The following is a 14,004-nucleotide window of genomic DNA, read 5'->3' as shown; positions in this document are numbered from 1 at the left end:
TTCAATCCTGCTCGAACTCCCTCGCGTCATAGCGCCCCTCCAGAAATGCCCTGGCGAATCGTTCCGGGGATTCGTCGTCGTTCATTATCCCGTCGAGAAACCGGCTGTAGCCGAACAGCCGGCCCAGCATGATCAGCTGGGCGTGCACCTTGTGTCTTGAGGCCCCCGTGAGGGAAGCGGTCACCAGGTCGCCGACCACGGTTGAAAAAAATCCGTTCTGTTCAAGCACTTTCTGCAGGAAGATTGCCCGCCTGTGGCCGCGCTCCAGCCCGGCTCCGCCGCCTTTGAAACGAAAGCGGATATAGTTCGCCCGGTTATTTCTACCGCAAATCGCGTCAAGCATGGCGAAGTGATATTCGACCCTCAGGTTGAGGTTGATGTAGTCACGGGCAACCAGGGCATAGTTGAAGGAGCCGGCGGGGCGTTTGCCGCGCCGGTCCAGTAAATTATGGGAAAATATTTCCCTGAGCGCTCCGGCGTGGGGAGCCGAGTGGTAGCTGAGCCCCGGGGTCAGTAACCCCTCGCAGAGGGCCTGCAGCGGGATGCAGAGAATGTCGTCGGGGCTCAGCGGCTTGTGCAGGGCCAGCTGTTTTCTTAAAAAGCTTTCCGGAGAGCGCCGGATTCCTCCGCCAAGGTCTATGAGCAGAAAAGAAATGGGAACGCCGATATCCAGGGGCCTGAGCAGACCGCCGGCGAAATCCATTATCGAATCTCCGGTTGAGAACATGGACAGGACGGCCATCTCGTGGGAATACCGGATCACGTCATGGATTGACCGGCATTCGAGTATGGAAAATGTCGAACCGTAAGCATCTGTGAGGTTGAGGGGGAGGAGCTGCCTGCGCAAAGCTTCCCGTTCCGGGGCAATGGTGCCCGACCGGAACCGGGTGAGCGGGTCCGGTCCTGCTGGCTGTCTGCCCTGGTTCTGCCGTTGATCGTCAAAAGCTTTTATGGCGGCGGATTTAACAACCTCGGATGCCTCGAAAACAGAGCCGTTGTCTGCGTCGAGGATAATCCACTGTCCATTTTCGAGAATGGTCGAGGCTTCCTGCGCACCGGTGATCATCGGCATGCCTATTTCCCGGGCGATACAGGAAAGATGATCGGTGGGGTTGCCGATATCGATGATGGCGCCGCGGCAGAGCGGCAGCAGGTTGGAGGCATCGACGATACTCTGTGGAAGCAGGAGGATGGTTGGTTGTCTGCAAAGCTCGGACTGTCCTGACGCCAGATCGAGCAGATCGGCCAGCGAATGTGCTTTGCGGATACAGCCGACCACTTTGCCGGAAGAGGCGCAGGAGCCCTGCAGGAGTCGTTCTGCAGTCTCATAAGACGGTGTCCGGCCCGGTTGTGAGGCCAGTCTGAGGGGCCGGGCCTGAAGCAGGAACAGCCCCTGTTTTTCCGAGTACCCCCACTCGATATCCTGGGGCATTCCCCAAAGGTGTTCCAATAACATGCCGAAATACATGAGCCTGGCGATGACCCAGGGGGCAAGAAGAGGGTTCTGCCCCTCCTGGCAGGCTATCTGCTCGATGGACGTCCCGCCGTTAACCATGGGGACTTCCCGAACTGTTCTGGGACTTATCTGGGCATCGTCCATGAGCATGGCGTAATTCTCATCCGTTGTCGGGGTTATCTGGCAGAAAAGTTCATTTTCCAGGCCGGGCAGGGCCCCTTCCATTGCCGAGCGGGGAGGGCGGTACAGGTCGGCGGGAGAGACCCCACCCACCGCAAGAGTGCCAAGACCGGGCACCGCACTGATCAGCATCCTCTCGTTTTCAGGCTCTGCGGGATCTACCGTGAAGAGCACCCCGGCACAATCCACATCGACCATAGTCTGACAGAGGACCGCCAGATCAAAATCAAGAGGGGACAGGCCGGCGTTTAGCCTGTAGGAAATGGCCCTGGCGCTGAACCCGCTGGCGAGAACTTCCTTGAAAGCGACAAACAGGGCTGGAACTCCTATGACGTTGAGCACCGAGGTGAACTGGCCGGCGAATGAGTGTTCTATGCTGTCTTCGGCAACGCCGCTGCTGCGCACGGAAATTGCAATGGCGGCGTCGGGGTTGCCAAGCTGCTGTTGGGCCAGGAGCCGGTATTGGGTCTCAAGTGATGTGGCCAGTTCGTTTGGCAGAGGTGTGTCCATGACCTTGGTCTTGATCCTGTTTGCCCCCCTGTTGAGATCCACCTGCCCCTGGGAAATATCTCGCAGGATGCGCTGGATGTCCGCCGTCAGCTTGCCCATCTTCATGAATCTCTTGGTTGCGGAAACCGTACAGATAAAACCATCGGGGACTGGCAGGGCCAACCGCTTGAGCCGGGCAAGATTTGCCGCTTTTCTCCCCGCCAGCCTCTCGCCGTTTCGGGGCAGATCTCTCAAGGATACGCAGAATTCACCGGTATTTTCGTCTTTGATGGAACCACAGCTGGCCAGAATGTTCTCGGTCATACGGCCATGAAAACCGTAAAGCTGGGTATGGCCGTAGTTCGACAGGATGTTGAGGCCGTCGACCAGTTCGGTGGTGAAACCGATCAGTTCTTCCACCAGTTTACGGATCTCGTCGCTTTCTCCCCTGATCAGGAGGGAGTCCAGGCGGGCGAGAAGTTCAAGGGCGCTGCCGTTGTTTTCAAGAAAAATGCGAAATGCATGGTACCTGGCCTTGAGGTCCTCAAGAGCGATGGTTTCCTTTTTTCTCCGGTGGGTCTGGACTTTTTCCAGCAACGGGGTGATAAGGGGAAGTTTCATGACCTTTGACCTGGAACTGTTGAGGGACTGTCGACAGGCTGAGCTTGATTTTTCGGTTTTTCTGAAGTGGAAACCGGGGTGAACGGCGCTGATAACTTAGACTTTTCGCCATACGACAGCAGAAAGGTGTCGGCAAAATTGGCGAATAGCCGTTCCGATTGGTTATCGTTGTCCAGGATTGTGTCCCGCTGGCGGGTGAAAGTCGTCAATGCCCCGAGCACGAACAGGGAGGAGCGCAGGGCGTCTTCCTGCTCGAATTTCATTCTGCCGACAACCAGGTCTCCGGTGCGCTCTACCTTGAAATCCATTGTCGCCAGAACACGTTCTATCAGTTGCGCCCGCCGAGCCCGTTTGGATTCGGCGGCCATGCCGCCGATAAAACGGAAATAGATGTAATTTCTATGTCTGTCGGTTGAGAGATGGGCGTCGATAACGCTGAAATGGTAACCAAGCCGCAGGCTGAGGTTCATGTAATGGTGGCCGATGATCGCCAGGTTGCCTGTCAGAAGCTCTGCGCGGCTGTTTATCTGGGTAAAGGTCTTGGGAAGAGAGGTGAAAATGTCGCGTACCCCAAGTATGCCAGGTGAATCGGTGCCAGCCCGGGGGTGAAGCAGGCCGTCGATGAAGATGGCGAACGGTTTGGAGTGTATATCGCCAATTATCGTCGTATCCTCGGCCGCAGAATGAAGACCTCCGCCGATATCGAGCAGGTTGATGTCCATGGTGTTGGGCAGTCGCAGTCTGGAGGTCTGCAGGCCGCGCAGTTCCGGTCGCCGTTCCTGGAAATGGGCAAGTTCGTCAACGGCCGCTTCATGACAGTAGTGGATGATATCATGATACGTCCGGCAATGGCGGGGGGTGAAGCCTGGGGACTCCGGGTCGACCAGGTTGAGGGGGGTGATAAACCTGAGCAGTCGGCGTAGAATCCGATATTCGGGGTCTACGGGGGAAAACGCCGTCTCGCTGTTGCCAAGTTGCACCAGGGTCTTGACGATACCCTGGAAAACACAGCGCATACCGCTGTCAACGGTGATTTCCTGTCCCGGGGCGAGGTCGTTTACGATTCCTGGTATACCGAACAGCGCCGGCAGGTTGAGTTCCCTGGCAACCGTTGCCAGATGGCCAACCGGGTTGCCCTGCTCGGTCAGAATTGCTGACGCCCTGTACAGGATCGGCGTCAGCTGTGGGGTTGCAACCGGGGCAACGGCAATTGCCCCGACCGGAAAGTCCTCGGGTTTCGTCAATTCCGTCACGTGCACCACCGGAGCCGCAGCGACGCCGGACTGGACCACTTGACCTCCTTCGGCCAGGATAACCGCGCTGTCCATCTCTTCGGAAAGTTCTGCGGCGGTCGGTTCTTCGGTTTTTTCCAGAAAAGGGAACAGGCGCGTAATGACAAATTCACCGTCCGGTCCAAGTTCCCATTGAATCGTGACCGGAACACTCATTATCCGCTCCAGGGTCATGGCCGTTTCTGCCAGTGATTTGAGTGCTTCAGGTTTGATCAGCGATGAGCCGCGCATGAACCTGCCGTTGTCCAGCCTGGTGTCGGCATGCTGGTCATCGGGAAGTTGACACGATGCGGGTTTGGGCGCTATATCCGATGAAATAATATTGAAAGGAAAGAGGCGCTTGAGCCTGTATTTGTCAACTATATCAGGCTGTTCTGGTGGGTGGGCGGTTATCTTGAGGATTGGTACGACGCCCACCGAGGGTGTCCGGGTGGTGACGGTGCCGCATGCGGTGGTGGGGGTCGCGGTTCTTATGAACAGGGCAAAAGCGGGATCGGGGGAGTCTTCGGTCCGGTGAAGCCTTGCGTTCGCCGTTTTCGAGATGAAGCGGATCCCGTTGAGAAACTGTTCCGGGATGGTCGAACCATCGATCTTTGTTTCCTGCACCGGACGGGGGCCGGTTGTGACGGTCTGCTCCCGGGTCTCATGGCCGGTGAAGATCTCCGAAGGCTTGTCCTGCAAAACGACCCGGTTCGCCTCCGGGCACACCGACAGCTCGAATTCGCCGAGGTTTCTGGTTTCTCCCATATCCTCGTCAATCTGGCTGGAGCTGACGATAATATTACGCTGGGGATATTTGGCGAAATTCTTTTTCAGGAATTCGATAAGGTTCTGTTCCACCGCTTCCCTGGTTATTTTCGGCCCAGCGGTGCTGGGTTCGGCCGGTGATGCGAGGGCTCTGGCAGCACCGCTGGTCAAGACTACGCCGCCAGCGGCCTTGATTCCATGGTGGTGCTGCAGTTCGGCCAGACAGATGATATTGATGCCGACCAGCGGTTCCAGCTCCCAGCTCAGAGCGTGCAGGGGAAGAACAGGGGGGCAGTACAGTGCCTGGTAATTGCCAACCAGGATGTCATCAAGGATGGTCCTGAGTTCCTGGTATTTGTCGTAGATTGCGATGTGCGCGTTGCCGGTAAGGGCGTTGAGGCTGTAGGTGACGTGATGGACGTGAGATGAGATGGTCCGTACCGTTTCTTCAAGATAATTGCGGTCGAAGATATATTCGCCGCCGAGGGTCCTGTCCAGGTCCGCCATGGATTCGAAAACGACGGTGTTGACCTGGAGGATTTTCCGGAAATTATTAAAAATGGCTTTGATCCGCCAGATATCGGTCTTGGCCTGACTTGCCATTGTCTTGCGCTTCTTCTGTCTGATTTTCGGCCACCACATGGATTTCTATTTCCTGCTGGTTGCTGTTTTGTGACGAAGACGAGATTATTGGCCCGTTCTGTCATAAAGCTTGTTGCGGTTGAAATCAGGAGGGCAGCAAATAAACTATGCCCAAGGCTCTGCTTGATTACAACACTAAGGCAAAACACCTAAGAAACATAGGGGAATTTTGCCTCTGCCCTGATTTTCTGAGGATAATGCCGGGGGGTCGTGGTATGCTGGGATGTGTTACCCCCCGGTTATCTCTACTGTAGTTGAACAATACGTTGGCATGGTGATGGAAGGATTACGAAAAAAGTTAGTCCTGGTCTGTGGTTTGGCCGCAATTTCGCTGGTTATCCAGCTTGTGGCCTACATTTACCAGAGTAATGAGTTTCAGGATGATTTCAAGAATCTCCAGAACATACACAATTTCATGGAAAATGTGCTCGATCTGCGGCGTTATGAGAAAAATTTCGTCTATCGGATCGACCGGGCGGATCTGGAGGAAATGCTGGTCTACATCGACAAGATTGAATCGGGGCTTGAAAGTGTTCGTAAGTCACCGGTGGTAATGAAGTATGAAGACGACATAAACCAGTTCCAAAAGGATTTGGCGGAGTACAGGCAATACACCCTTATTGCCCAGAACGGGCAGGAGGCCGATTTGCGGGCCATGCGTGAGTGCGGCCATAAACTGCTGCTTTTTTCCCAGAAGGTGCTGGACCAGAACCAGATTTACATCAGTGCCGGCCTGCACAAGATAATGATTGTCCCGGCAACAGTAATGTTTCTTTTCAGCGGCGGGCTGATTGTCGCCTTGATGTTTCTGACAATTGCCACAATCAAGCAGATCAAGTTCGTGACAAGCACCACCCGTCGAATCGCCCAGGGGGATTTTCGCCCGGTCAGTCCGTCGGAAACCGGGTATCACACCTATCCGATGATTATCAAGGCGTTCAACCGCATGATCAAGGAACTTGATTACCGGCACGAACAAATTGTCCAGTCCCGTAAACTTGCTGCGGTGGGTATTCTCGCGTCAGGTATCGCCCATGAAGTGAACAACCCGCTGAATAATATTTCTCTTACGGCTGAAGCGCTTATCGAGGAAAGAGGGCAGATGGACCCGGCCGATGAGGAGGAGATGCTCCTGGACATACTCAGTGAAGTAACCAGAGCAAGCAAGGTCGTTAACAATCTTCTCGATTTTTCACGGTCCCACGGCAAGATGGTGTTTGAACCGGTTGATGTTATTCAAATGCTGAAAACCACCCTGAAATTGATCAGGAACCAGATCATGCTCGCCAGGGTGACGCTGAAGACTGACTTTCCCCAGGGTGAGTGCTGGATCAACGGAGATCTTGACAGTCTCAAGCAGATCTTCATTAACCTGTGTCTCAACGCCATCCAGGCAATGCCCGACGGCGGCCTGCTGTCCCTGTCGATCGTCTTCCACCACGAGAATATGGTGACGATCCTGGTCAAGGATACCGGGTACGGAATGTCACCGGAAGTGATCGAAAAGATCTTCGTGCCTTTTTATACAACCAAAAGCACCGGGCAGGGAACCGGACTGGGGCTGTCGGTGGTTTACGGCATCATTAAAAAGCATAACGGGTTTATTGAGGTGAATTCAAATGTGGATAATGGAACTGTCTTTGCCGTGAGCTTCCCCTTTCTGCGTGAGCCGGAACCGGATAACGAAAAGGACGTGGAAAATGGTGCATCCTAGGATGGAGCGTCGATTCACCATGGTTCTGGCGGACGATGATCACCTGTTCTGCAAACGGGTTGAGCGGATCGTGCAGGAAGAAGTCGACGGTATCGTAATATGCCATACGGGACAAGAGGTGTTTGAAACAGTGGCGCGCCGGGCCATCGATTTCGTTCTTTTAGACCTGCAGCTGCCCGACATGGACGGATTGAAGATTCTTGATGCCCTGAAAAGGACGAATCCTGAAATTGACGTGGTTATTATTACCGGCCATTCCAGTATCGATACCGCGGTGGATGCGATACAGACAGGTGCCAGCAATTACCTCCGCAAGCCTGTTAAACGTCATGACCTGCTGCTGACGGTTCAGGCAATTCGCGACAAGGTCCTACTCAAGCGTGAAAACGACTGGCTCCGTGAGAGGCTGGAGGTCCAGGAGGGAGATTGCGGTATTGTCGGGCAGTCCCCCGCCATGGAGAAGCTGATTGGAACCATCAGGACAATAGCCCCCCTGGATTGTAACGTCCTGATTCAGGGTGAGACCGGCACCGGGAAAAAACTCGCCGCCAGGGCGGTTCACCAGTTGAGCAATCGCAGCAATGGGCCGTTTATCGTATTTAACTGCGGAGCTTTTACCGAAGAGCTTGTGGCAAACGAGCTGTTCGGTCATGAAAAAGGGGCCTATACCGGTGCCACATCGCGCAAGATTGGGCTGCTGGAGGCGGGGAACCGCGGAACGGTATTTCTCGATGAGATAGGGGAGATGGATCCTGCAATGCAGGTGAAGTTGCTCCACGTACTGGAGGAAAAGCAGATTCTGCGGATCGGCGCGACGGTACCTCTTGATCTTGATATCAGGATTATTGCCGCCACCAACCGTGACCTGAAGAAAATGGCAGGTATGGGCACCTTCCGGGAAGACCTCTATTTCAGGTTGAATGTCGTCTCTTTTGAGTTGCCGCCGCTGACCAGGAGAAAACAGGACCTGCCGCTTCTGATCAGCCATTTCCTCGCCAAGTACAACAGAAAATTCAGCAAATCGATCAAATCCATTTCACCGGAGGCGATGAACCTGCTCGTTGACTACGATTATCCCGGCAATGTCCGCGAGCTTGAAAATACCATCCAGAGGGCCATGGCGCTCTGTACCGGAGAAGTCGTGCAGCCCGGTCACCTGCCCCGCGATATTCAACAGTCCACTCCTGAGCCGGTTGACCCCGAGGTACTTAAATCTCTGGCCGAAGTCGAGAAAGATCATATCGCCAAGGTGTTGCAGTTTACCAGGGGGGACAAAAAAATGGCCGCGACAATTCTTGGCCTGCCGCGTACGACGTTGTGGCGAAGGATCAAGCAGTATAATCTCGAAGACGGCCTTCAATAGCCAAGGTTTCATTTTGAAACATTTCGGTGGCTGTTTTTCGTCTGTGTCCTCTGGGCATGCTCCACATGCCTTGGTGCAAGCTGTAAGCAGCACCCATATTGCGCCCGGATACGGCGGCTTAGGGGTGTGCATAAGACGGCGGCCACCACCGGTTGCCGCTGGAAAATCAAGAAAAATGATGAAAACGGTGCTGTTTTGTTGCCCGGGAATGGGGCCGTTCTGTTTTTGCATGTTTCAAATTGAACAGATTGCCCCTGCTCATCCCTGTGGTGCGAGGGGCGCCGTCTTCCCCCGCTGATAATTTTCGCTCCCGCCTCCCGCGCACTTCTCAGCTACAGCAGGAACTCTTTTGTCCGCCGTGGCACCCTGCAGAGTGGCCGGATTCTTTCGTTTTTATTCATCACCATTACGGGGTATCGTTTCAAATTGAAACAAATCTTTGCCCTGATTCGGCTGGTCGTCTGACGGCGACATCAAATGTGGTGTAAATACAGTATGATATGGTTCTGGCACGATTTGTGCTAATAAGCAAGTAGAAACGGATTGTAATGGTGCCGCATAAAGAACAGTGGCGCGACGGTCCGGATAGGGAAATTGACTTTTGGGATGGGTTTTCAGGTTGTTGAAAAAAAGGGAAAGAGGGAATCTTATGTTTCATATGTATCTTCCTATTGCAGGCAACAGTGTCAGCATCGCCTTAATTCTCGGATTGGGCGGTCTGGTGGGGCTGCTGTCGGGAATATTCGGAGTCGGCGGCGGTTTTTTGATGACCCCGCTGCTTATCATGTTCGGTATCCCGCCGACGGTGGCCGCCGCCTCTGATTCCAACCAGATAGTGGGGGCTTCAACGTCAGGCACCCTCGCGCATTACCGGCTCGGTAATGTTGACATGAAGATGGGTATCCTACTGCTGATAGGGGGGATTGCCGGCGGGGCATTGGGCGTCCAGCTTATCAAGGTCTTAAGGGCAATGGGGAATGCCGATTTTCTCATCAGCGTGACGTATGTCGTCATGCTCGGGGGAGTCGGCGGCTATATGTTTGTCGAGAGTCTTCAGTCGTTAAAAAAAGATCGGGAAGATACGGCGGCGCTGCCAACAAAATCTTCTCCTCCCAAAAGAACTTCTCCAATCGGCAGGATGCTTGGAAATTTGCCGTTTCAGACGGAGTTTGTAAAGTCCGGGGTGACCATGTCCGCGTTGACACCTCTTGTTATGGGAATTTTTGTAGGAGTTTTGGCGGCCGTCATGGGGGTGGGCGGAGGATTTATCATGGTTCCCGTCATGGTCTATCTGCTTCGTATGCCGATGCATGTTGTGGTCGGCACCAGCCTTTTCCAGATACTCTTTACCTGTATCAATGTCACTGTCATGCAGGCATACACCAACCATACGGTCGATTTTGTCCTGGCCCTGCTGCTGCTGCTGGGGTCGACCGTTGGCGCGCAGTTCGGCACGAGGATAAGCAGGAAACTCAAGGGTGACCAGCTGAAGATCATTCTCGCGACTCTTGTACTGGTGGTGATGGCAAAAATGTTATTCGGTCTGCTGGTGGAGCCGTCGGTCGTCCTTTCCTACGCGGGAGGTCATTGAAAATGAGCAAGGTTATGAAAATGTTGTCGGCAAAGGGAGTGTTGGTGCTCGCTCTGGTGCTGCTGCCATGGCAGGCGATGGCTGTTCATGTTTCACCGGAGCAGGTTAAGATATCAGCGACCTACGACGGCCAGGATGTTTTTGTGACGGGGGAGGTGCAAGGGGATGAGGAAGCGGTTGTCCAGATCGTCGGCCACTCCACCGCGGCTGAGTTTGCGCGTAAAGGCAAGGTCGGAGGGGTGTTATGGATGACTGTTGAGCACATTCGCATTGGCAACGCGCCGAACGTATACCTGCTCTACCTGCCGAAAACCTTAGACGACTGGCGTCTGCACAGCGACCCTCGCTGGAACAGCCTGAATCTTGACTTTTCCACGCTGCTGGCAAAGGCGAGGATTGAACCTGAGCCACAAAACAAAGAGGCTCTTTTCAATGATTTCATAAAACTGAAAACCAGAGATTCCCTTTATCAGCTCGTCGGCGATGCGGTACGCTATACCAGTGATTCGGGAGGAAACAAAGAGTTTAAGGCCAGAATCCATATTCCGGCAAAGATACCGGTGGCCGCTTATGAGGTCAGGGTTCTGAGAATCAAAAAAGACGGCCAGGTAGCGGCAATCGAGAAGGGAAAACTGGAGCTTGAGGAGACCGGATTTCCGGAATTTATCCGCAAAATGGCATTTAAAAACAGTCTGCTGTACGGAGTGCTCTCCGTTGGTATAGCTATTCTGGCAGGACTTTTTATGGGAATACTCTTCAGGGACAGGGGTAGTGCCCACTGAGAGGCCGCCCGGCAACAATTGTTCGCAGCTTTTCTTGGAAACGCTGCACCAGACTTCCGGTGAAAAAGTCGTGAGAAAGATAACGACAGAAGGACTGAGCGGGTTTTTTCGGAGATTTTTGTTGAAGGAGAAAGAATCCGCACTGTCCTTTCCTTTTATATTTGACCATTTTCGAAAACTGATTAACGAGAATAATCAAGCGCTTGAGATCATTGCCGATATGGGCGCGAAAATGAGCGGCGAGTTTGTGTTTGACAGAAACTATATCTCATCAAGCACCGCAGAGGTCGCCGAAAGCGTCTACCGGATGATATATCATCTCGATTGTATGGTCCCTGGAAAGTTTCACTCACTGTTCTCGGTGTATAACCGTATAAGGGCCGAACTTGACAGCGAGCTGGAGGGGAACCTGGTTATTCCCGAAGGGGAATACGTCATCGGCTATGAACATATCGACGATACCCTGGCGACCCTGGTCGGAGGGAAAAACGCCAACCTTGGGGTGCTTGGCGGTCTTCTGGGCGTCAGGATTCCCGACGGTTTTGCCGTTACCAGCCACTGCTTTGATCAGCTGCTGCGTAAAGGGGAGTGCGGGATAAAGATCAGATCCCTCCTGCACCAGTGGGAGGAGGGACGGGAAACCGCGGAGGTGTCCCGGGAACTGGTCCGGCTGGTGCGCGGTCTGAGTCTGCCCAAGCCGATCCATAAGAGCATTACCAAGGCGGTCGCCTCTGTCGTTTCGCGTTCCTTAAGAAAAAAAGACATGCGCTTTGTTGTCCGTTCAAGCGCGATAGGTGAAGACAGTGAACATTCCTTCGCCGGTCAGTATGAAAGTATTCTCAATGTCTTGCCGGAAGACGTGCCGGATGCATACCTGCGCGTTCTCTCAAGTCTTTATGCGCCCCAGGCGATGGAATACCGGCGACAGAAAAATATCCTGGAATCGGAGGCTGTCATGGCCGTCGGCGTGCAGGAAATGGTACATGCCAGGGTCAGCGGGGTCGTCTATTCCCTCAATGCATTCGAGCCGGACAAAGATCAGCTCCTGGTCGCTTCGACGTTCGGACTCGGGGCCGGTCTTGTCGGCGGAAAGCAGAGGGCGGATCAGTTTCATGTTTCCAGAAAGCCGCCCTATGAGATTCTTGGCATGGATATTGTGCACAAGAAAAAAATAGTAAAGAAGAAACAGGAGGGCGACGGGGTGATAAACAGCAGGCTCAACCCGCGCCTGCGCGACCGGCCGAGTCTTGGGGTCGAAGAACTCCGGGAGGTGGTGAACATAGCAATGCGCCTTGAAAAATATTTCCGCCATCCCCAGGATATCGAGTTCGCGCTCGACGAGAGGAAAAATCCGGTAATTCTTCAAAGCAGGTCACTCAATATCGGCCAGAACGTGCCAAAGCTTATTTGTGATTTTTCAAGGGTTGACGACAACTATCCGATCCTGTTTGACGGGGTCGGCGATATTGTGCAGGAAGGAGTCGGCATGGGTGTAGTGCACAATGTCCGCTCAGAAGAAGAACTGAACCTGACTCCCCAGGGGGCGATTCTTGTAACTCATTTTTCATCACCGAATTTTGCCCGGGTTTTAAAGCGGGTTAACGGCGTGATTACCGATATCGGCTCGCAGATCGGCCATCTTTCGACAATTGCCAGAGAGTTCCGGGTGCCGATGATAATCAACACCCAACGTGCGACGAAGGTACTGAAATCCGGAATGGAAATAACCCTTGACGCCCAGGAGCACAAGATCTATGAAGGGTTGATGCCCGAACTGTGCTACTATGAATTTGCCGAGGATCCTTTTGAGCAGACCTATGAATTCCGGCTGCTGCGCAGGCTCTTGAAAAAGATCAGTCCGCTGAAACTGGTGGATCCTGCCGCGGCTACGTTCAGGGCGGAAGCGTGCCGGACGTTGCACGACCTGCTTCGGTTCGTGCATGAAAAATCTGTCGAGGTACTGGTTGATCGGAATTTTGCCAACGATATCTTTTTAAAGGAACACGCGAGGAGGCTGCAGCTGACCATCCCGCTGGACCTGACCGTTATCGATTTCGCCCTTTGCCGGACAAAAAGACTGCCGTCCCGTCTGCAGCTGCATGAAATCAAAAGTGTCCCCTTGAAAGCGCTGGCCAGGGGAATGTGTGCCGAGGGACTCTGGGAGCGGGAACCGGTGGAGGTGGATATGAAAAGTTTCATGTCGAGCATGACGAAAACCTTTGCCACAAATGTCTCCGATCCCAGGTTTGTCGGGCAGAACCTGGCGGTAACCTCCGGCGATTATATGAACGTCAGTCTACGTCTTGGTTATCATTTTTCCATGATAGACAGTATCTGCTCGGGAAAGGAAATAGACAATTATGTCTATTTCAGGTTTTTTGGCGGTGTGACCGATCCGAAAAGGCGATCCCGCAGAGGGAGGATGATTCAGCAGATTTTGATGGCAAATGATTTTATGGTGTCGAGCAAAGGCGACCTGGTGGTGGGGCGTCTCAAGGGTGCTTCCAGCAAAGCCATCCGGGAAAAAATATTTATCCTGGGCGCGCTGGTATCCTATACCAGACAGCTCGATGTCAAACTGGTGGACGAGTACATGATAAGCAACTATGTCAGCCAATTTACAACGCTCATGCAGCGATACAGGAAGGTGGGGTTGGAGAAGGAAGATGGATAGTAGTGAAAAGATAAAAATCTTAGTACTGGACGATGAGCCTATTGTGACCAAGCGTTTGAAGCCCATTCTCGAACGGAAGGGATATTATGTCGAAACTTTTCTCAAAAGTATCGACGCACTGGACAGGTTCAGGAAGCATCCTTTCGACCTGATCATAACCGATCTCAAGATGGAAGGGATCGACGGGATGGAACTTCTCAGTGAAGTGAAAAGCATGCGGCCGGAGACGGAGGTGATCGTCATAACCGGGTTTGCGACAATGCAGACCGCAAAGGAATCTTTCCGCAAGGGGGTTCTCGATTTTATAGCCAAGCCGTTTACCTTCGGCGAACTGCTGGCCGCCATCGACAAGGCGGTGCTCCATATTAACAACAAGGAGTCGCAATAGGAAAAGGGCCGTTTGTCAATGCGATGCAGATCTGGTATGTTGCCGTATGTGTCATAATTATACAT

The 14,004-nt window shown here is 53.4% G+C and carries 8 protein-coding genes; 6 read left to right on the top strand and 2 right to left on the bottom strand.

Annotation, left to right across the window (positions count from 1 at the left end):
* Position 1 precedes the first annotated feature (1 nt).
* Together BLQ17_RS02650 and BLQ17_RS02645 are read right to left on the bottom strand one after the other, a co-directional pair.
* Positions 2-2,746: a PEP/pyruvate-binding domain-containing protein gene (locus tag BLQ17_RS02650; protein WP_092219516.1), complete on the bottom strand. Its 2,745-nt coding sequence runs from the start codon at positions 2,744-2,746 to the stop codon at positions 2-4.
* Positions 2,743-5,427 (bottom strand): PEP-utilizing enzyme, encoded by a 2,685-nt coding sequence (locus BLQ17_RS02645; protein WP_092219514.1) that lies wholly within the window; start codon positions 5,425-5,427, stop codon positions 2,743-2,745. Before BLQ17_RS02645 ends, BLQ17_RS02650 begins: the two co-directional genes overlap by 4 nt.
* A gap of 223 nt (positions 5,428-5,650) precedes the next feature.
* Between BLQ17_RS02645 and BLQ17_RS02640 the strand changes: the two genes are divergently transcribed.
* The 6 genes from BLQ17_RS02640 (at position 5,651) to BLQ17_RS02615 (ending at position 13,939) form a co-directional block, all read left to right on the top strand.
* Positions 5,651-7,141 carry a sensor histidine kinase gene (locus tag BLQ17_RS02640; RefSeq protein WP_092219512.1) on the top strand — a complete coding sequence of 497 codons (1,491 nt, stop codon included), beginning with the start codon at positions 5,651-5,653 and terminating at the stop codon, positions 7,139-7,141.
* A complete protein-coding gene (locus BLQ17_RS02635; protein WP_218121700.1) occupies positions 7,128-8,504 on the top strand; it encodes a sigma-54-dependent transcriptional regulator in 1,377 nt (458 codons plus the stop codon). Before BLQ17_RS02640 ends, BLQ17_RS02635 begins: the two co-directional genes overlap by 14 nt.
* A 649-nt stretch (positions 8,505-9,153) precedes the next feature.
* Positions 9,154-10,095, top strand: a complete 942-nt coding sequence (locus BLQ17_RS02630; RefSeq protein ID WP_092219511.1) for a sulfite exporter TauE/SafE family protein — start codon at positions 9,154-9,156, stop codon at positions 10,093-10,095.
* 2 nt (positions 10,096-10,097) lie between these two features.
* Complete coding sequence (locus BLQ17_RS02625) at positions 10,098-10,877, top strand: TIGR02186 family protein (protein ID WP_092219509.1); 780 nt, start codon at positions 10,098-10,100, stop codon at positions 10,875-10,877.
* Positions 10,878-10,998: 121 nt separating this feature from the next.
* On the top strand, positions 10,999-13,551 hold the full coding sequence (locus BLQ17_RS02620) for a PEP/pyruvate-binding domain-containing protein (RefSeq protein WP_143005418.1): 2,553 nt from the start codon (positions 10,999-11,001) through the stop codon (positions 13,549-13,551).
* Complete coding sequence (locus tag BLQ17_RS02615) at positions 13,544-13,939, top strand: response regulator (protein WP_092219506.1); 396 nt, start codon at positions 13,544-13,546, stop codon at positions 13,937-13,939. The genes BLQ17_RS02620 and BLQ17_RS02615 overlap by 8 nt, the downstream gene beginning before the upstream one ends.
* Positions 13,940-14,004: the final 65 nt, after the last annotated feature.

The organism is Desulforhopalus singaporensis (assembly GCF_900104445.1).
GTDB lineage: Bacteria > Desulfobacterota > Desulfobulbia > Desulfobulbales > Desulfocapsaceae > Desulforhopalus_A > Desulforhopalus_A singaporensis.
Note: the sequence above shows the minus strand (reverse complement) of the source record. Positions and strands in the feature narration are given on the sequence as shown.

Excerpts from the sequence above, each read along its gene's own strand:
- BLQ17_RS02650 (WP_092219516.1), bottom strand. The coding sequence starts at position 2,746 with ATGAAACTTCCCCTTATCACCCCGTTGCTGGAAAAAGTCCAGACCCAC.
- BLQ17_RS02645 (WP_092219514.1), bottom strand. The coding sequence starts at position 5,427 with ATGTGGTGGCCGAAAATCAGACAGAAGAAGCGCAAGACAATGGCAAGT.
- BLQ17_RS02640 (WP_092219512.1), top strand. The coding sequence starts at position 5,651 with ATGTGTTACCCCCCGGTTATCTCTACTGTAGTTGAACAATACGTTGGC.
- BLQ17_RS02635 (WP_218121700.1), top strand. The coding sequence starts at position 7,128 with ATGGTGCATCCTAGGATGGAGCGTCGATTCACCATGGTTCTGGCGGAC.
- BLQ17_RS02630 (WP_092219511.1), top strand. The coding sequence starts at position 9,154 with ATGTTTCATATGTATCTTCCTATTGCAGGCAACAGTGTCAGCATCGCC.
- BLQ17_RS02625 (WP_092219509.1), top strand. The coding sequence starts at position 10,098 with ATGAGCAAGGTTATGAAAATGTTGTCGGCAAAGGGAGTGTTGGTGCTC.
- BLQ17_RS02615 (WP_092219506.1), top strand. The coding sequence starts at position 13,544 with ATGGATAGTAGTGAAAAGATAAAAATCTTAGTACTGGACGATGAGCCT.